Below are 16,202 nucleotides of genomic sequence, written 5' to 3' on the forward strand. Positions count from 1 at the left end.
CGCGCGCGCGAACAGGGCCCGCCGAAGCGGCGGGTCGCTTCGCGACCGCTTTTGCGGCCCCGTTCGCGCGCCGTGCGGTCGCTGCAGCCTTGTGCGCGCGCCGTGCGCCTGCTGCGGCAGGCGCTTGCGACCCGCGTTCGTTCGCGTGCTCGAGTGTGCGCTGCAGCCCGGGGAACTACCGAAGCGGCGGGGTGCTTGGTGGCCCGTTCGGGCTGCTGCAGCCGCGTGGAGAGGGGGCGGTCGTGCAGTGGGGTGCGCGAGATGCGCAGGGGGGAATGTCGAAATAGTAGGGAAGGAAATTCAGGGGGCGGCGGGGGTGGCGCGGGCGGTTGTGGCTGCTAGAGAGGCGCATGCTTGCTCGCCTTCTCGGGGCCTCGCTTGCTCTTGTCGCGGTCGCTGCTTGCGGTGACCAACCCGAGGAGGTCACGAGCGATCGGTCGAACCTGATCGGTGGCGCGTACCTCGGCGAAGGGGACCTGCCGTCGACGCTCCGGATCAAGAACAGCTGCACCGCCGCGAAGGTCGGGCCGCGGCACATCCTCACCGCCGCGCACTGCGTGTACAACCGCGGGCTCAAGCCCGCCTACGCGACCGGGGCGCGCATCGAGGTCAGCTCGGCGGTCCGGCAGACCGCGACGAGCGCGTACCTGCCGCTCACGATCAAGCAGACGCACGTGGCCCCGGAGTGGATCGAACGCTGTACCTCCCCCGAGTCGATCTGCGAAGCCGCGGGCGACGACAACGACCACCGCCCCGCCGACGTCGCGCTGGTCGAGACGGTGCAGGAGATCCTCAACGTCCCCGTCGCCACGATCGACACGTCGCCGCTCCCGGTCGGCGAGGCCGTCGTCGTCGCCGGCTACGGCTGCGAAGGGTCCGTCGGCGGCTACTGGTCGTACGCGTCGTCGAACCTGAAGGCCGGCGTCGTGCAGCTCCTCCACCCCGGCGCGCTCCTCCATCGCGGCAGCAGCGTCACCGTCGACAACCTGCACGTCGTCGCCGATCACGACCTCATCACGCCCGGCCCCGCCTGGCCGACGCCGGGACCTGGCCTCTGCCCCGGCGACTCCGGCGGCCCGCTTTTCCGCGCGAAGGGCGGCGGCGCGACCGTGGTCGGAGTGAATGCATCTTACACGTTCTCCGGCGGCGTCGGCGCCGGGCTCCCCGTCACGAACTGGCACGCGCGCCTCGACACCGCGACGCCGCGGAACGTCGGCGGCTGGCTCGCGACGCTCGGCGCGACGACGTGCGCCGGCGACACGTGCCCCACGCGCGCCCCCGCCGCCTCGCTCGCCGCCGCCGCGCCCGCGCCCGCGATCGTCGCGCGGCTCGTGAGCGACGGACGCGACAGCTCGTGCCAGCGCGCGGCGCTCGATACGTCGGGCGTGCAGGCCGCGATCGACGACGTCCTCGCGACGAACGCGTTCTGCATGTCGCTCAACGGCCAGCGCGTCGCGCTCGAAGAGGGCCGCTACACGTACGGCTCGGTCGCGTGGTGCTCGATCCAGACCCAGCCCACCGCCGCGCAGGCGGCGGCGTTCACGAACGCGATGGAGGCGCGAGGCTTCGCCGGCTTCGCGCTCCAGAACGGCGGCGTGGTCGGCACGATCTACTCGCAGGCGTGCGACGCGTTCCCGAACGGCGACGCCGCGTGCCGCGCGTCGTTGCCGTCGAACGAGAAGATCCGCTCCGACGTCAAGTTCGTCTCCGGCACGCGGTCGACCTGCTCCTTCCTCGCGGCGCCGCAGCACCTCGCGTCGTCGGGCTTCGACGGCTACGGCGTGCCGTTCACCTGCACGCTCACGTCCGCGCCGTCGGCCGAGGTCGAGGCGTACATCCCGCAGGCGATGAACCGGTACCCGTACACGAGCGTCACCTACGACGCCTCGACCGACACGCTCGTCGGTTGGGCCGTCGGCGCCCCGTGCGCGACGTTCGCCGCGTCGACGCCCTGAGCGGCAGGCGAATTCAGAGCGCGCGGAGAAGGAGAGGAGTATCGCGTGAGCCCGATGCTCCTCCGCGCTCTCTTCTGCCTCGGCCTCGCGACGATCGCCGCATGCAGCGCCGGCGAGAGCGTCGCGGTCGATTCGAGCGACCTCATCGGCGGCGCGAAGCTCGCGGAAGGCGACCTCCCGTCGGCGCTCCGGCTGAACCAGAGCTGCACCGCGGCCCGCGTCGGTCCGCGTCACATCCTCACCGCGGCGCACTGCGTTCACGGCGGCGGGGGGCTCTGGCCCAACTACCGAGCCGGAGCCCGGATGGTCGTCAGCGGCGCCGCCGTCCAGGACGCGACCGCCGTGCACCAGTCGCTCACCGTGAAGGCGACGCACGTGGCGGCCGCCTGGCTCGAGCGCTGCACCGCGGCGGCTCGTTGCGAGTATTCGCGCGACGAGAACGAGCACCTCGTCTCGGACGTCGCGCTCATCGAGACGGTGGAGGAGATCGCCGGCATCGCGATCGCGCCGATCGACACCGCGCCGGTGAGCGCGGGCGAGAGCGTGATCGTCGCCGGCTACGGCTGCCAGAGCGCGGTCGGCGCCGAGGTGACGGTGACGCCACGCTTGAAGGCCGAGGTCACGCGCGTCCTCCCCGCGACGACGCTCCTCCATTGGGGCAGCGGCGTGCGCGCGGACCGGGTCTCCGACATCGGCGCGCGCGACCTCGTGACGCCGGGCCCGGCCTGGCCGACGGCGGGTCCTGGTCTCTGTCCGGGCGACTCCGGCGGACCGCTCTACCGCGCGTCGAGCCGCGGCGCGACCGTCGTCGGAGTGAATGCATCCTACACGTTTGCGGGGAGCGGCGCCCCACTGCCGGTCACGAACTGGCACGCGCGGCTCGATCGCGACACCCCGCACGACGTCGGCGGGTGGCTCGCGAGCCTCGGCGCAGAGACGTGCGCGGGCGAGACGTGCCCGCGGAACGCCGCCGCCGCGCCTGCGCTGAGCGTGGAGCCCGAGCCCGCGGCGACCACCGCCGACCTCGCGAGCGACGGCCGGGAGGCGCGCTGCCAGAGGGCGATCCTCGAGGTCTCCGACGTCGAGGACGCGATCTGGGAGCTGCTCGATACCGGCGTGGTCTGCGGGTCGTTCTCCGCTCGGCGTGAGCCGCTTCCGGACGGCGACCACCGCTACGTCGCGAGGACGGTCTGCGTCCTCGATCGAGCGCTCACCGGCGCCGAGGAGGCCGCTGTGCCGCGCGGGCTGAGCGCGAAGGGCTTTCCAGGTTTCGCCTTCGAAGGACGCCAGCTGACGGGCCCCCGCGCGACGGCGGGCTGCAAGTCAGGCGCGCTCTGAACGCGACTACGTGCTCGCTTCGGCTTCGGCGCGCTTCACCATCTTGCGGTGGGTGAGGCGCTTCTTGAGCGGACCCATGTGATCGATCATCAGGACGCCCTGGAGGTGGTCGTACTCGTGCTGGATCGCGACCGCGAGGAGGCCCTCCGCCACGAGCGTGAACTCGGTGCCCGACTTGTCCTGCGCGCGGACCTTCACCTTCGCCGCGCGGTCGACGTCCTCCTGGACGCCGGGGAAGCTCAGGCAGCCCTCCTGCCACGTGATGTCGCCCGTGGTCTCCAGGATCTCCGGGTTGATGAACACGCGGAGATCGCTCGGCGCGCCCTCCTCCGCGATGTCGATGATGAAGAGCTGGAGCGGCTCGCCGATCTGCGTCGCGGCGAGGCCCACGCCCGGCGCCGCGTACATGGTCTCGGCCATGTCGTCGATGAGCTTCTGGATCGCCGGAGTCACCTCCTCGACGCGCTTGCCAGGCTCGCGGAGGCGCTTGTCCGGATAGTGCAGGATGGTGCGAATCATGGCTCCGGATCCAGCGTAGCACGCGTCCTAATCGGGATGAACGATGGGGCCGTGCACGTAGGCGTCTTCACCGACGAGCTCCCAGGCGGGCGCGGCGATTCGCGGCGCCTGTTGCGGCGTGTCGGGGCCGGCCCAGTCCACCGCGCCGGGGCGGCCGCGCGGGCCGAGGAGGATCGGCGCGATGAAGGCGTGGAGCTCGTCCGCGAGGCGACCGGCGAGGAGGCTCCCCGCGAGCTCGGCGCCGCCCTCGACCAGGAGCGAGACGCAGCCGCGCTGCGCGAGGAGGCGGAGCGCGGAGACCATGTCGAGCCGGCCCTCGGTCGAGAGCGGGATCTGGACGACCTCGACGCCGTGCGCCGCGAGCTGCGCCGCCAGGTCCTCCTGCGCGTCCGGACCCGCGAGGACGATCGTGGGGATCTCGCGCGCGGTCGTGACGAGGCGGCTCTCGAGCGGGAGGCGCAGGTTCGTGTCGAAGACGATGCGGACGGGGCTGTCGCCCGGGGCGTCGCGCACGGTGAGCCGCGGATCGTCCGCGACCGCGGTGCCGATGCCGACCGCGACCGCGTCCGAGCGCGAGCGGAGGAGGTGCACCTTCGCGCGCGCGTCCGGGCCGGTGACCCACTTCGAGGCGCCGGAGCGCGTCGCGATGCGGCCGTCGAGCGAGAGCGCGAGCTTCAGCGAGATGTACGGCAAGCCCGTCGTCACGTACTTCGTCCACGGCTGGATGAGGCCGCGCGCGTGCGCCTCGCGGATGCCCATCGTCACCGCGACCCCGCGCTGCGTGAGCACCTCCGCGCCGCCGCCGTCGACGTGCGGGTTCGGATCGCGACAGCCGATGACGACGCGCGCGATCTTCGCCTGCACGATCGCGTCGGTGCACGGCGGCGTGCGGCCGTGGTGGTTGCAAGGCTCGAGCGTGACGTAGAGGGTGGAGCCCTCCGCCGCCGCGCCTGCGTTCTTGAGCGCGAGCACCTCGGCGTGCTCGGTGCCGGCGCGCTCGTGGTGCCCCGTCGCGACGAGCTCGCCGTTCTTCACCAGCACCGCGCCGACGTGCGGGTTGGGGGAAGGCTTCCCGCTCCGCCCGTGGACGAGCGCGAGGTCCATCCAGCGCTCGTCTTCCTCTTGTCCCGCCGTCAATGGGGCGTTGTCTCGATCGCTGTTCACGGCGTCCTCGCGACCTTCTCGATCTCGGAGCGGAGCTCGTCGATGTCCTTGAACTGACGATACACCGAGGCGAAGCGGACGTAGGCTACCGGATCGACCTCGCGGAGGTGCGCCATCACGCGCTCGCCGATCTTCTCCGACGCGACCTCTTTGTCGCCCGCGTCGATGAGCTCCTTCTCGATCGCGTCGACGATCGCGTCGATGCGCGACGCCGCCACCGCGCGTTTGTCGCACGCGCGCCGGAGGCCGGCGACGACCTTCTGCCGCTCGAACGCCTCGCGCCGCCCGTCCTTCTTCACGACGAGCGGGAGCACCTCCTCGACGCGCTCGTAGGTCGTGAAGCGCCGCCCGCACGTCTCGCACTCGCGCCGGCGGCGAATGACGTCGCCCGCCGTCCCCGCGCGCGAGTCGGTCACCTTGCTCTCGAGCTGCCCGCAGAATGGACACTTCATGAGCGCGACCTCAACGAGGCAGCTCGATCTTCTCGCGGCGGCGCGCGTGCCGCTCGTTCGCGTCGACGGGCTCGTCGAGCCACGCGGTGACGATGTCCCAGGCGAGGCCGGCGCCGACGACGCGCTCGCCGAGAGACAGGATGTTCGAGTCGTTGTGCGAGCGGGAGAGGCGCGCGGTGTACGTGTCGGAGCAGTTCACGCAGCGGATGCCGTCGTGCCGGTTCGCCGCGATCGCCATCCCGACGCCGGTCCCGCAGACGAGGATGCCGCGATCGAACTCCTTCGCGAGGATCGCCTTCGCCACGCGGTGCGCGTAGTCCGGGTAGTCGACGCTCTCCTCCGCCTGCGTCCCGAGGTCCTCGAGCACGAGGCCCTCGCGCTTCTGCAAGAGCGGCACGAGCTGCGCCTTCAGGCGAACCCCGCCGTGATCGGAGGCGATGCAGACGCGCACTCTTCAACCCTCGTAGCGAGAGAAGACCAGCGAGCAGTTCGTTCCGCCGAACCCGAACGAGTTGTTGAGCGCGTGCTGGACGCGGCGCTCGCGCGCGGTGTTCGCGACGTAGTCGAGCGGGCAGGCCGGGTCCTGGTCCTCGAGGTTGATGGTCGGCGGGACCTTGCCCTCCGCGATCGCGAGGGCGCACACCGCGCTCTCGACCGCGCCCGCGGCGCCGAGGAGGTGGCCCATCATCGACTTGGTCGAGCTCACCCAGAGCTTCTTGTCGGTCGCGTGCGCGCCGAAGACCGCGATCGTCGCCTCGGTCTCGGCGATGTCGCCGACCGGCGTGGAGGTGCCGTGCGCGTTCAGGTAGTCGATCCGATCGGGCGCGAGGCCCGCGTCCTTCAGCGCCATGCGCATCGAGCGCTGCGCGCCCTCGCCGTGCGGCGCCGGCTGGGTGAGGTGGTTCGCGTCACTCGACGCGCCGTAGCCGGTGACCTCGGCGTAGATCTTCGCGCCGCGCTTCTTCGCGCGCTCGAGCGACTCGAGCACGAGGACCCCCGATCCTTCGCCGCAGACGAAGCCGTCGCGCCCCTTGTCGAACGGGCGGCTCGCGCGGGTCGGCTCCTCGTTCCGGCGCGAGAGCGCGAACATCGCCTCGAAGCCGCCGATGCCGACCGGCGTGACGGTCGCCTCCGCGCCGCCGGTGACCATGACCTGCGCGCGGCCGCGGCGGATCCACTCGAACGCCTCGCCGAGCGCGTGCGCGCCGGACGAGCACGCGCTCGTGTTGCAGTAGGACGGGCCCTTGAGGCCGTACTGCATGGAGACCTGGCCCGCGGCGAGGTTCGCGATGATGCCCGGGATCGAGTACGGGCTGATGCGGCCCGGACCCTTCTCGAGGATGATCTGCTTCGTTCGCTCGAGCGTGGCGAGCCCGCCGAGGCCGACGCCGATGAAGCAGCCGGCCTCGTTGCGCTCTTCGTCCGTGAGCTCGAGCGCGGCGTCCTTCATCGCGATCGAGGCCGCGCCCATCGCGAACTCGATGAACCGGTCCATCTCCTTGAGCTTCTTCTTCTCGATGAAGCGGGAGCCGTCCCAGCCCTTCACCTCCGCCGCGAAGCGAACGCGGTACGCGCTCGCGTCGAACAGGGTGATGGGCGCCGCGCCGCTCTGACCGGCGAGCAAGGCGTCCCACGACTCCTGCCGGCCGATGCCGACGGGCGTCACGAGCCCCACCCCGGTGATCACGACGCGGTTCATTCGCTACTTCTTGGCGTGCTTCTCGATGTAGTCGATCGCGTCCTGCACCGTGCGGATCTTCTCCGTGTCCTCGTCCGGGATGTCGATTTCGAAGGCTTCTTCGAACGCGAGGACGAGCTCGACCAGGCCGAGGGAGTCCGCCCCGAGGTCCTCGATGAACGTCGACTCGGGCTTGATGTCCTTCTCTTCGACGTCGAGCTGCTCCTTGATGATGCGCTTGACCTCGCTGCCGATGTCCTGGGCCATGTTCTATCGATGCCTCGTCAGTTCCTGGTTCCGAGCCAGAGCTGCAGCTCGCGGGGGGCCCTTCTACACAGCCTTTCCCGGGACCGCAACCCGCCTAAGACAGCGTAAATCCCTACACGTACATCCCGCCGTTCACGCGGAGGACCTGGCCGGTGAGATAGGCGGCCTCGTCGCTGGCGAGGTAGACGCACGCGGCCGCGACTTCGCGGGCGGTGCCGGTGCGGCCCAGCGGCACGATCTTCACGAGGTGCTCCTTCATCTGGTCGGTCATCGTGCTCGTCATGTCGGTGTCGATGAACCCCGGCGCGACGACGTTGACCGTGACGTTGCGGGACGCGTACTCGCGGCCGATCGACTTGGCCGCGCCGATGAGCGCCGCCTTCGACGCGGCGTAGGCCGTCTGCCCGACGTTGCCCATCTCGCCGACGACGCTCGACATGAAGACGATGCGGCCGGACTTCGCGCGCATCATCGACTTGAGGGAGGCCTTCGCGCAGGCGAGGGCGCCCTTCACGTTGACCTGCCAGAGCTTGTCGAGGTCCTCGTCCTTCATCCGGAGGAGGAGGCCGTCGATCGAGATGCCTGCGTTCGCGATCAGGACGTCGAGCTTGCCGTGCTTCGCGACCAGGTCCGTGATCGCCTTCTCGCAGGCCGCGGCGTCGCCGACGTCGAAGCCGGCGATCTCGGCCTTGCCGCCCTTCGCCGCGATCGCCTCCGCCACCTCGCGTGCGGCGGCCTCGCCCTTCACGTAGTTCACGATCACGGTCGCGCCGTGCTCGGCGAGCGCCTCGCAGCAGGCGCGGCCGATGCCGCGGGAGCCGCCGGTGACGAGCGCGATCTTGCCATCAAGCTTGAACATTCGAACCTCCGAGGAACGCGCCGAGCGCGTCGAGCGAGGCGACGTCGCCCACGCTGGTCATCTTGATCTCCTTCGCGATGCGCTTTCCGAGGCCGGCCAGCACCTTGCCCGGCCCGATCTCGATCGCGTGCGTGACGCCCTCGAGGTGCATGAGGCGGATCGCCTGCTCCCACCGCACCGCGCCGTCGACCTGACGGACGAGCAGCTCCTTCACGCGCGCGGGCTCCGTGTTCGGCTTCGCGTCGACGTTCGCGACGACCGGGAACGCGAGCGGCTTCACGACGACCTTCTCGAGCTCCGCGGCGACGACCTTCGCCGCCGGCGCCATCAGCGCGCAGTGGAAGGGCGCGCTCACCTTGAGCGGGATCGCCTTGCCCTTGATCTCGCCGGCGCGCTCGCTCGCGCGAAGGACCGCCTTCGCGTCGCCCGCGATGACGATCTGGCCCGGCGCGTTGAAGTTCGCGCACGCGACGACGCCGCCGGTCTCGGCCACGACCTCGCGGCAGATCGCCTCGAGCGGCTCGGGCTCGACCCCCATGATCGCCGCCATCGCGCCGACGCCGGGCGGGACGGCCTCCTGCATCGCGCGGCCGCGCGCGCGGACGATGCGCACCGCGTCCTCGAGCTCGAGCGCGCCCGCGGCGACGAGCGCGGAGTACTCGCCGAGCGAGTGGCCCGCGGCGAAGCGGGGCGCCGCGAGGTCGGGGTGGCGCTCTTTGATCGCGGCGAGGGCGGCGATGCTCGCGGTGACGATCGCGGGCTGCGCGTTCGCGGTGAGCGTGAGCTCGGCCTCGGGGCCCTCGAGCATCAGCTTCGTGAGCGGAGCGCCGAGCGCGGCGTCGGCGCGATCGAAGACCTCCTGCGCGGCCTTGGAGCTCTTCGCGAGATCGCCGGCCATGCCGACCGCCTGAGAGCCCTGCCCGGGAAAGAGCCAAGCGAACATCATCGTAGACGCGCCGACTAGCGCAGCTCGAAGTCCGCTTCAATCGACCCAGGTTCGAGAGGGCTCTGCCCTCTCGAGCTCTCCCGCCGGGACCGTCGCGCGAAGACGCGCTCCGCGCCCCGGACCCCCGAGAGGGACCTTTCCGGGCTCTTCAGATCAGAGGACGCCGTCGATGCCGCTTGCGTCGGGGAGCTGGATGTCGTCGTCGTCGCCGCGCGGCCCGTCGTCGTCGTCGTTCTGCTTCGCCTCGGCGCCGCCGGTCGCGCGGCGCCCGCCGCCTTGGTAGCCGCCCGAGTCGAAGCACGCGGCCGCGAACGAGAGCGCGGCCACGCCGAGGAGGAGGAAGAATTGCCTGAGCGTCACTTTGGACAATTCCATGCTCCTTGATCCGTGCAGGTGCACTCGGTGTCTTCGCTCGAGTTGGCGCCGAACCGGCGGCACCGGTCGTCCGGCTCGTAGAAGCCGAGGCAGGAGCTGCCGGGGACGATGAGGACGGGCGGGCACTCCGCGAACTTGACGTTGAACTCGACGGAGCGCACGAGCTCGCCGTCGAGCCGCACCTCGCAGATGTAGCTGCCGGCGAAGAACGGCGCGGAGTCGTCGGGCTCGCCCTTGTCGTTGATGGGGACGAGCGCGATGTCGAGCTTCGTCGGACGCCCGCTCCCCGGCGTCGGCTCGGGCGCGAACTCGGCGTACGCGACGTACTGGTCGCTGTCGACGAACTTGCGCTCCTCGACGCTGTAGATGCTCACCATGCGGATGTGCCCCTCCACCGTCACGTCGGTGCGACCGAAGCCGCCCTCGATGATGCAGTGGATCTCCCGCGCGTCGGTCGTGAACTCTTTGCGCGGACGGTTCCCGTCGCCGTCCAGCGCCATGTACACGTCGCTGATGTTCGCGGTCGAGGCGCAGGCGCTGAACACCGGCAGCGCGGCCGCACCGAGCAGGACGGCGGCCGCGGGGAGGCGACGGAGACGCACGCCCCGATTATGCCTCGGTTTTCGCGAAGGCGCCTAGGCCTTTGCGGGCTAAGCCTTCGCGGCCTTGACCGGCTTGACCTCGCGGCCCTTGTAGTGGCCGCAGGAGGCGCAAGCGCGGTGGGGCGTCACGGGCTCGCCGCAGTTCGCGCACGCGATGAGCTGCACCGGCACGACCTTGTCATGGTTCGCGCGGCGCATGTTGCGCTTGGAACGGCTGGTACGCCTCTTGGGAACGGCCACGGTCGACTCCTAAATCTTCTTATTCAGTTTCGCGTTTGCGAGCGGAGAACCCGAGCAGCGGCGCGAGCCGCGGGTCGATGGCCTTGGCGCCGGCGCCTTGACCTTCTCCGTCTTGATTGGGGGCGGGAGCCATACCCGGACATGACTCCGAGCACAAGGGAATCATGGGGACCCCGAGCACGAGCTCGTCGCGGACCAGGTCGTCGAGCACGACCGTATCGCCGGAAAACGGGAGCGTATCCGCGTCCTCGTCGGAGAGCTCCTCGTCGCCCTCCTCCCGGAGCTTCGCCGCCGGGACGTAGAGGACGGAGAGGTCGGCGTGGATCGGGAGCACCGTCCGCTCGAGGCAGCGCGCGCAGGGGATCTCGAGCTCGGCGTCGAGCGTGCCGTGGACGATGACGTCGTGCCCGCTCTTCGACGCGCGCACGGCGATCTTGCCGTCCTTGCCCGAGGTCGTCGCCTCGTGGCCCTCGAGCGCCCCCCGCACCCACGCCGCCCGCACGGGAAAGACATACTCCCGCCCCCCCGCGTCGAGCTCACTCGTCGGAATCGTATACTCGTCCTTCTCTCGCTCGTTCGCCATCGAGCCGCTGAACCTAATACGCGTTGCCGGCGCGCGAAAGCCGCCGCGCTCAGGGCGAAGCCCCTGACCTAGGGAAGCGCCTCGATGATCTTGTCGGGATCGCCCAGGAACTCGAAGTGCATCGTGTCCTGGAGCACGTCGTGGCCGAGCCAGTAGAAGCCGTACTTCTCGAAGGTGTCGACCCAGGACTTGGGCATCACCATGCGCTTCCACACGTCCGTCGTCTTCTTGCAGACGGGGTCCTCGTTCCACGGCGCGACGCAGCCGCAGCACTTGTTGCGGTCCGGCTCGATGTCGATCGCGATGCCGTAGAGGTGGTTCGAGACCTCCGCGCCCTTGTACGTGTTCTTGAAGCGCATGCCGCTCGACGTGCGCGGCGTGTACTCCGAGCCGGCGCTCGTGCTCTTCAGCGCGGCCTCGACGCACTTCACGGCGGGGATGATCTTCCCGTTGAGCTGCAGCGAGAGCCCCATGAAATTCACGCTCTTCGCGTAGAACTTCGGCGGGTGCGCGTTCAGCTTCGCGTTCCCGAACGGCTCGAAGTAGCCGTACTTCTCGGTCCGGTAGTCGATCGCGCGCTGAAGCATCTTCACCGCTTCCTTCAGCTTGTCGGGATCGTTCGTCTTCGGGAACCAGTTGCCCCGGACGAGGAAGGGCTGCACGCCCTGCTCGCGGCAGGCGACCTTCTTTCCGTCGAGCTCGATCGTGAGCTTGTTCGCGGCGGCGGGGAGCGCGGCTTCGGCCGCGGACTCCTTCGGCTTGCCGACGGACTCCTTCGGCTCGGCGGGCTTGGGCTCTTCGCTACGCGCAGGGAGCGCGGTGGCGCCGAGCAGACAGAGGAACGGGGCGGCGATGAGGGAACGGCGTACTACGGTCACGGCTGAGCCTCCCTACAACGCTGTAGCTGAGGTGTCAGCAGTCACCAAGAAATACGCGCGATCCTGCGGCGTTCAGCGTCGCCGTTCGAAGCGGAGGACCTCGCCGAGGGACTCGTGCTCTTCCACGCCGCTACGGACGAGGCCGGAGCGCTCGAGCACGCGGATCGACGCGGCGTGCCACGGCGGCGTGGTCGCGGTCACGGCGAGGATCCCCTCCTGCACGAGCGCCCACTCGACGCAGGCACGCGTCGCCTCGCTCGCGTAGCCCTGCCGTTGCCACCGCTCCTCCACCCCGTAGCCGACCTCGGCGACGCCGTCGGCCGGGCGGCCGTGGAAGACGACGCTCCCCACGACGTAGCGGCCGCCGTCGGCCTCGGTCGCGATCACGAGGCGATCGCCCCAGAGGCGGGTCGCGGGGTCGGCGCGGATCGCGTCGAGCGAGGCGCAGAACGCGCGCTCGACGAGGGCGCGGCCGGGCCACGCCTCCGGCACCCGCGCGCGCGCGAGGTCCTCGAGCGCGGCGCGATCGCCCGCGAACGTCGCCTCGACCTGCGCGAGCGTGATCGGCTCGAGGATCAGCCGCGGCGTGCGTAGTGACGGGCCGGAGTCCATCTCTCCTCCTCTCCTCGAGCGTAGCGCCGTTGACGGCGGCGGGCTTCCCGTGGATATTTCGTACACGAAATAATATGCCGGCTGCCCTCAACCCCGAGATCAAGACGGACGTGGACGAGGTGATCGAGGCGATCGTCTACCTCTATACGGAGAGCCGCCGCCTCACGAAGGAGATGGCGCGGCGCGCCGACCTCACCGGACCGCAGCTCACGGTCGTGAAGATGCTCGAGCAGATCGGCGACCTCTCGCTCTCGGAGCTCTCCGAGCGCATCCGCGCGCAGAACAGCACCGTGACCGGCATCATCGACCGGATGGTGCGCGAGGGGCTCGTCACGCGCGAGCGCTCGAAGGAGGATCGCCGCGTCGTGTACATCCGCCTCACCGCGAAGGGGAAGAAGCTCGCGGAGGAGATCCCGATCGAGCCGATGGAGATCTTCCGCGGCGCGCTCGAGACCCTCACCGCGAACGAGGTGCGCGACCTCGTGAAGATCCTCGGCAAGGTCGCGAAGCGCGTGCGGCAGGCCGTGCAGCGCGAGACCGCGACATGACCGCGCCCGATCGCGATCCCGACCTCTGCGTCATCACCTGCGCGGTGACGGGCGTGCTTGCGAACCGCAAGCAGTGCCCGCACATCCCCTACACGCCGGAGGAGATCGCGGAGGAGGCGCGGCGCGCGTACGACGCCGGCGCGTCGGTCGTGCACATCCACGCGCGGCGCGACGACGGCTCGCCCACGTTCGATCCGGCGACGTTCGCGCGGATCAAGGAGGAGATCCGGAAGCGGTGCCCGATCCTCCTCAACTTCTCGACCGGCACCATCCTCGACGACGTGTCGGAGCAGTGCGCGTACATCACGGAGAGCAAGCCCGAGATCGCCGCCCTCAACATGGGCACGATGAACTACGCGAAGTACTCCGAGAACCGGAAGGCCTTCGTCTTCGACATGGTGTTTCCGAACACCTACGAGAAGATCATCAAGCTCCTGACCGCGATGAACGACGCCGGCGTGAAGCCGGAGCTCGAGTGCTTCGACACCGGCCACACCCACGGCATCTGGCCGCTCCTCGACATGGGCGTCCTGAAGAAGCCGCTCCAGTTCTCGTTCATCGTGAACGTGCTCGGCGGGATCCCTCCGCTCGTGGAGAGCCTCCAGCTCCAGACGAAGATCATGCCGCCCGGCAGCGAGTGGGAGGTGATCGGCATCTCGAAGAGCGGCTGGCGCATGATCGGCGCCGCCCTCGCGCTCGGCGGGAACGTCCGCGCCGGCCTCGAGGACAACCTGTACCTCCCGAGCGGCGAGATGGCGCGCTCGAACGGGGACCTCATCGAGGTCGCGGCGCGCATGGTCCGTGATTGCGGCCGCAAGGTCGCCACCGTCGAGCAGGCGCGGCAGATCTTGCTAACGGAGAGGAACGCATGACCTTCGGCAAGCTGAGAGTCGCGGACGAGCGCGGGGTGCGCGTGCTCACGCTGAACAACCCCGAGCGCCGCAACGCGATCGGGCCGCAGATGGTGAACGAGCTGCTCCACGCGCTCGAGGCGGCGCACGCGGACGCGGGCGTGCGCGTCATCGTCCTCACGGGGGAGGGGAGCGCGTTCTGCGCGGGCGGCGACTTCACGTCGATGAACGACGAGAGCGGCCTCGCGCACAAGGGCGACTACGCCGATCTCCTCCTCGCGATGACGCGGGCAGAAAAGCCGATCGTCGCGCGCGTGAACGGCCACGCGATGGGCGGCGGGCTCGGCCTCGTCGCGGCGTCGACGTTCGCGATCGCGGAGACGAACGCGAAGCTCGGGACGCCGGAGATCGACGTCGGCCTCTTCCCGATGATGATCATGGCGGTCCTCGCGCGCCTCGTCCCGCGCCGCGCGCTCCTCGACATGATGCTGATGGGCCGGAAGCTGACCGCGGCCGAGGCGCACGCGATCGGCCTCGTGAACGCGGTGCACCCCGCCGCCGACCTCGACGCGGCGGTGGCGCGCGTCACCGACGCGCTCGCGGCGAAGAGCCCGATCACGATCGCGCTCGGCCTCCGCGCGTTCGCGGAGCAGGACGACATGGCGCTCGCGGAGGCGCTGCCGATGCTGCGTGGCAAGCTCACGGAGGCGCTCGCGACGGAGGACGCGCAGGAGGGTCTGGCGGCGTTCCTCCAGAAGCGCGCCCCGGTGTGGAAGGGCCGCTGACGAAGGCGGCGACCTCGTCGCTGAGCGGATCGTTCCGCGCGCCGAACGCGAGGACGACGCCGGCGTGGTCGGTGTCTCTCAGCTCGACGTACTTCGGCGGCATCCCGAGCGCGGTGAGCTCCTCGCGCGCGCGGCGGGCCTGCGGGATCATGTACTCGTAGTCGCGCTCGCCGACGACGACGAAGTACGGCGCCATCCCAGGATGCAGTCGCTCGATCGGCGATCGCTTCTTCCACTCCGCGCGGTCGGTCCCGAACGTCCGGTGCGTGACCTTCGCGTTGAAGTCGGCGCTGAGGTCCTCGCTCATGTGCTCGACGTCCCAGACGCCGGAGAGGACGATCGTGCCGCGCACGTCGCGCGCGAGCGCCTCGTCGGTGCCGATGAGCGCGACGAGGTGGCCGCCGGCGGAGTGCCCCATCGTGTAGAGGCGCTTCGGATCGCCGCCGTACTCCTCGGCGTGCGCCGTCGTCCAGCGCATCGCGGCGAGGACGTCGTCGAGGATGCCGTCGATCGCGACCTCGGGCGTGAGGCGGTAGCTCTGCACCACCGTGACGATGCCGCGCCGCGCGAGGGCCTCGCCGACGGAGCCGTAGAGGCCGGTCGCGAGGGCGTAGTAGCTCTTGTCGCCCTGCTTCCAGTAGCCGCCGTGGACGAAGTGCACGACCGGCGCGCCGCGCGCGTCCTTCGGCGCGTAGACGTCGAGGCGGTGCTTCGGGTTCGTGCTGCCTTCGACGTACGTGACGTCGCGCGTGACGGTGACCTCTCCGGCGGGGTACGCGAGGCGGAGGCGCGTCTTCTTGCGCGTGACGACGGCGCCGGCGATCGCGCCGAGCGCGACGACGGCGGCGCTCGCGAGCGCGAGCTTCTTCCTCAGCGACATGGTGCTCAAGGCTCGAACTGGATGCGGAAGCGATACTTGCCGGGCTTCGCGTCCTTCGTGAACACCTTCACGACGTAGGCCCCGGCCTCGAAGCTCTTCACGTCGGTGGCCTTCAGAGTCTTGTCGTTCACGAGGAGATCGAAGTCGACCTGGCCTTCGATCACCGCCTGGAACACGGTGAGCTTCTTCCCGGCCGGCGTCTCGAACGTCGCGTAGTCGACGTCGGCGCCGGGCGAGATGGTCCCGCAGAACGCGAGCCCGTTCACCTTGTTCGCCTCCGCGGGCGTGTCGTTCGCCTCGGTCTCGACCGTGGTCCCGAGCGCGCAGTCGACCGGGATCGGCGCCGGCGACGGCGGCCCGCCGGACCCACCCGTCGCGGTCGTCGTCGACGTCGGCGCGGGCGGCGTCACGTCGGCCCCCGCGTCCGCGACCGGCGCCGGCGCGTCATCGTCGCCGCACGCCGCGCCCGCGACGGCGAGCGCCACGAGCGCTGTCCAAGTGCCGACAGCGGCGCGAGGGCCACCCGACCGGGCCGTCGGCATGCCGACAGCGGCGAGGGAGACGGGCGGATGCTGGCGCGGCGACGAGGAGCCCACGTCTCCACTATCCACGGAAATTTCCGGTGTGGGGGCCGCAAAAGTGATGACGCAGTGGGCTATTTCATGACATG

Annotated in this window: 21 protein-coding genes; 5 read left to right on the forward strand and 16 right to left on the reverse strand. The window is 70.3% G+C overall.

The annotated features are described in order from the left end of the window. The first annotated feature begins 350 nt into the window (after nt 1-350). Complete coding sequence (locus KF837_05010) at nt 351-1,955, forward strand: trypsin-like serine protease (GenBank protein ID MBX3226647.1); 1,605 nt, start codon at nt 351-353, stop codon at nt 1,953-1,955. Nucleotides 1,956-2,000: 45 nt separating this feature from the next. Then, nucleotides 2,001-3,293, forward strand: a complete 1,293-nt coding sequence (locus KF837_05015; GenBank protein ID MBX3226648.1) for a trypsin-like serine protease — start codon at nt 2,001-2,003, stop codon at nt 3,291-3,293. A gap of 6 nt (nt 3,294-3,299) precedes the next feature. Here KF837_05015 and def read toward each other — a convergent pair whose 3' ends face one another. From def to KF837_05085, 14 genes are all read right to left on the reverse strand, one after another. After that, a complete protein-coding gene (gene def, locus KF837_05020; GenBank protein ID MBX3226649.1) occupies nt 3,300-3,812 on the reverse strand; it encodes a peptide deformylase in 513 nt (170 codons plus the stop codon). Between the two features lie 27 nt (nt 3,813-3,839). Then, nucleotides 3,840-4,916: a bifunctional diaminohydroxyphosphoribosylaminopyrimidine deaminase/5-amino-6-(5-phosphoribosylamino)uracil reductase RibD gene (ribD, locus tag KF837_05025; protein ID MBX3226650.1), complete on the reverse strand. Its 1,077-nt coding sequence runs from the start codon at nt 4,914-4,916 to the stop codon at nt 3,840-3,842. A gap of 56 nt (nt 4,917-4,972) precedes the next feature. Then, complete coding sequence (gene nrdR / locus KF837_05030; protein MBX3226651.1) at nt 4,973-5,428, reverse strand: transcriptional regulator NrdR; 456 nt, start codon at nt 5,426-5,428, stop codon at nt 4,973-4,975. 10 nt (nt 5,429-5,438) lie between these two features. Beyond that, nucleotides 5,439-5,879: a ribose 5-phosphate isomerase B gene (rpiB, locus tag KF837_05035; protein MBX3226652.1), complete on the reverse strand. Its 441-nt coding sequence runs from the start codon at nt 5,877-5,879 to the stop codon at nt 5,439-5,441. Nucleotides 5,880-5,882: 3 nt separating this feature from the next. Beyond that, nucleotides 5,883-7,127, reverse strand: coding sequence for a beta-ketoacyl-ACP synthase II (gene fabF / locus KF837_05040; protein ID MBX3226653.1), 1,245 nt, complete (start codon nt 7,125-7,127; stop codon nt 5,883-5,885). Nucleotides 7,128-7,130: 3 nt separating this feature from the next. After that, nucleotides 7,131-7,373 carry an acyl carrier protein gene (gene acpP, locus KF837_05045; protein MBX3226654.1) on the reverse strand — a complete coding sequence of 81 codons (243 nt, stop codon included), beginning with the start codon at nt 7,371-7,373 and terminating at the stop codon, nt 7,131-7,133. A 112-nt stretch (nt 7,374-7,485) separates the two neighbouring features. Next, nucleotides 7,486-8,232 (reverse strand): 3-oxoacyl-ACP reductase FabG, encoded by a 747-nt coding sequence (gene fabG / locus KF837_05050; protein ID MBX3226655.1) that lies wholly within the window; start codon nt 8,230-8,232, stop codon nt 7,486-7,488. After that, nucleotides 8,219-9,178 (reverse strand): ACP S-malonyltransferase, encoded by a 960-nt coding sequence (gene fabD, locus KF837_05055; GenBank protein MBX3226656.1) that lies wholly within the window; start codon nt 9,176-9,178, stop codon nt 8,219-8,221. The genes fabG and fabD overlap by 14 nt, the downstream gene beginning before the upstream one ends. A gap of 153 nt (nt 9,179-9,331) precedes the next feature. Further along, nucleotides 9,332-9,538 carry a hypothetical protein gene (locus KF837_05060; protein ID MBX3226657.1) on the reverse strand — a complete coding sequence of 69 codons (207 nt, stop codon included), beginning with the start codon at nt 9,536-9,538 and terminating at the stop codon, nt 9,332-9,334. Continuing rightward, complete coding sequence (locus KF837_05065) at nt 9,535-10,155, reverse strand: hypothetical protein (GenBank protein MBX3226658.1); 621 nt, start codon at nt 10,153-10,155, stop codon at nt 9,535-9,537. Before KF837_05065 ends, KF837_05060 begins: the two co-directional genes overlap by 4 nt. A gap of 48 nt (nt 10,156-10,203) precedes the next feature. Next, on the reverse strand, nt 10,204-10,395 hold the full coding sequence (rpmF, locus tag KF837_05070) for a 50S ribosomal protein L32 (protein MBX3226659.1): 192 nt from the start codon (nt 10,393-10,395) through the stop codon (nt 10,204-10,206). Between the two features lie 19 nt (nt 10,396-10,414). Continuing rightward, nucleotides 10,415-10,897 carry a DUF177 domain-containing protein gene (locus KF837_05075; protein ID MBX3226660.1) on the reverse strand — a complete coding sequence of 161 codons (483 nt, stop codon included), beginning with the start codon at nt 10,895-10,897 and terminating at the stop codon, nt 10,415-10,417. 149 nt (nt 10,898-11,046) lie between these two features. Then, nucleotides 11,047-11,856 (reverse strand): M15 family metallopeptidase, encoded by an 810-nt coding sequence (locus KF837_05080; GenBank protein ID MBX3226661.1) that lies wholly within the window; start codon nt 11,854-11,856, stop codon nt 11,047-11,049. 72 nt (nt 11,857-11,928) lie between these two features. Then, a complete protein-coding gene (locus KF837_05085) occupies nt 11,929-12,468 on the reverse strand; it encodes a GNAT family N-acetyltransferase (GenBank protein MBX3226662.1) in 540 nt (179 codons plus the stop codon). A gap of 74 nt (nt 12,469-12,542) precedes the next feature. Between KF837_05085 and KF837_05090 the strand changes: the two genes are divergently transcribed. From KF837_05090 to KF837_05100, 3 genes are read left to right on the forward strand one after another with little or no spacing between them, the layout of a single operon-like run. After that, nucleotides 12,543-13,016 carry a MarR family transcriptional regulator gene (locus tag KF837_05090; protein ID MBX3226663.1) on the forward strand — a complete coding sequence of 158 codons (474 nt, stop codon included), beginning with the start codon at nt 12,543-12,545 and terminating at the stop codon, nt 13,014-13,016. After that, entirely contained in the window at nt 13,013-13,888 is an 876-nt protein-coding gene (locus tag KF837_05095; protein MBX3226664.1) for a 3-keto-5-aminohexanoate cleavage protein, read from the forward strand. Before KF837_05090 ends, KF837_05095 begins: the two co-directional genes overlap by 4 nt. Next, nucleotides 13,885-14,652: an enoyl-CoA hydratase/isomerase family protein gene (locus KF837_05100; protein ID MBX3226665.1), complete on the forward strand. Its 768-nt coding sequence runs from the start codon at nt 13,885-13,887 to the stop codon at nt 14,650-14,652. The genes KF837_05095 and KF837_05100 overlap by 4 nt, the downstream gene beginning before the upstream one ends. On the opposite strand, the gene KF837_05105 is transcribed toward KF837_05100, so the two are convergent. Together KF837_05105 and KF837_05110 are read right to left on the reverse strand one after the other, a co-directional pair. Continuing rightward, nucleotides 14,567-15,532 carry an alpha/beta hydrolase gene (locus tag KF837_05105; protein MBX3226666.1) on the reverse strand — a complete coding sequence of 322 codons (966 nt, stop codon included), beginning with the start codon at nt 15,530-15,532 and terminating at the stop codon, nt 14,567-14,569. The genes KF837_05100 and KF837_05105 overlap by 86 nt on opposite strands. A gap of 5 nt (nt 15,533-15,537) precedes the next feature. Next, complete coding sequence (locus KF837_05110) at nt 15,538-16,017, reverse strand: hypothetical protein (GenBank protein ID MBX3226667.1); 480 nt, start codon at nt 16,015-16,017, stop codon at nt 15,538-15,540. Nucleotides 16,018-16,202 lie beyond the last annotated feature (185 nt).

It is taken from the genome of Labilithrix sp. (genome assembly GCA_019637155.1).
Taxonomy (GTDB): Bacteria; Myxococcota_A; Polyangia; order Polyangiales; family Polyangiaceae; genus Labilithrix.

Coding starts and splice junctions, on each gene's coding strand:
- ribD (MBX3226650.1), bottom strand. CDS start 4,916: ATGGACCTCGCGCTCGTCCACGGGCGGAGCGGGAAGCCTTCCCCCAAC.
- KF837_05010 (MBX3226647.1), top strand. CDS start 351: ATGCTTGCTCGCCTTCTCGGGGCCTCGCTTGCTCTTGTCGCGGTCGCT.
- KF837_05090 (MBX3226663.1), top strand. CDS start 12,543: ATGCCGGCTGCCCTCAACCCCGAGATCAAGACGGACGTGGACGAGGTG.
- fabG (MBX3226655.1), bottom strand. CDS start 8,232: ATGTTCAAGCTTGATGGCAAGATCGCGCTCGTCACCGGCGGCTCCCGC.
- KF837_05095 (MBX3226664.1), top strand. CDS start 13,013: ATGACCGCGCCCGATCGCGATCCCGACCTCTGCGTCATCACCTGCGCG.
- KF837_05100 (MBX3226665.1), top strand. CDS start 13,885: ATGACCTTCGGCAAGCTGAGAGTCGCGGACGAGCGCGGGGTGCGCGTG.
- fabF (MBX3226653.1), bottom strand. CDS start 7,127: ATGAACCGCGTCGTGATCACCGGGGTGGGGCTCGTGACGCCCGTCGGC.
- def (MBX3226649.1), bottom strand. CDS start 3,812: ATGATTCGCACCATCCTGCACTATCCGGACAAGCGCCTCCGCGAGCCT.
- KF837_05085 (MBX3226662.1), bottom strand. CDS start 12,468: ATGGACTCCGGCCCGTCACTACGCACGCCGCGGCTGATCCTCGAGCCG.
- KF837_05105 (MBX3226666.1), bottom strand. CDS start 15,532: ATGTCGCTGAGGAAGAAGCTCGCGCTCGCGAGCGCCGCCGTCGTCGCG.
- acpP (MBX3226654.1), bottom strand. CDS start 7,373: ATGGCCCAGGACATCGGCAGCGAGGTCAAGCGCATCATCAAGGAGCAG.
- nrdR (MBX3226651.1), bottom strand. CDS start 5,428: ATGAAGTGTCCATTCTGCGGGCAGCTCGAGAGCAAGGTGACCGACTCG.
- fabD (MBX3226656.1), bottom strand. CDS start 9,178: ATGATGTTCGCTTGGCTCTTTCCCGGGCAGGGCTCTCAGGCGGTCGGC.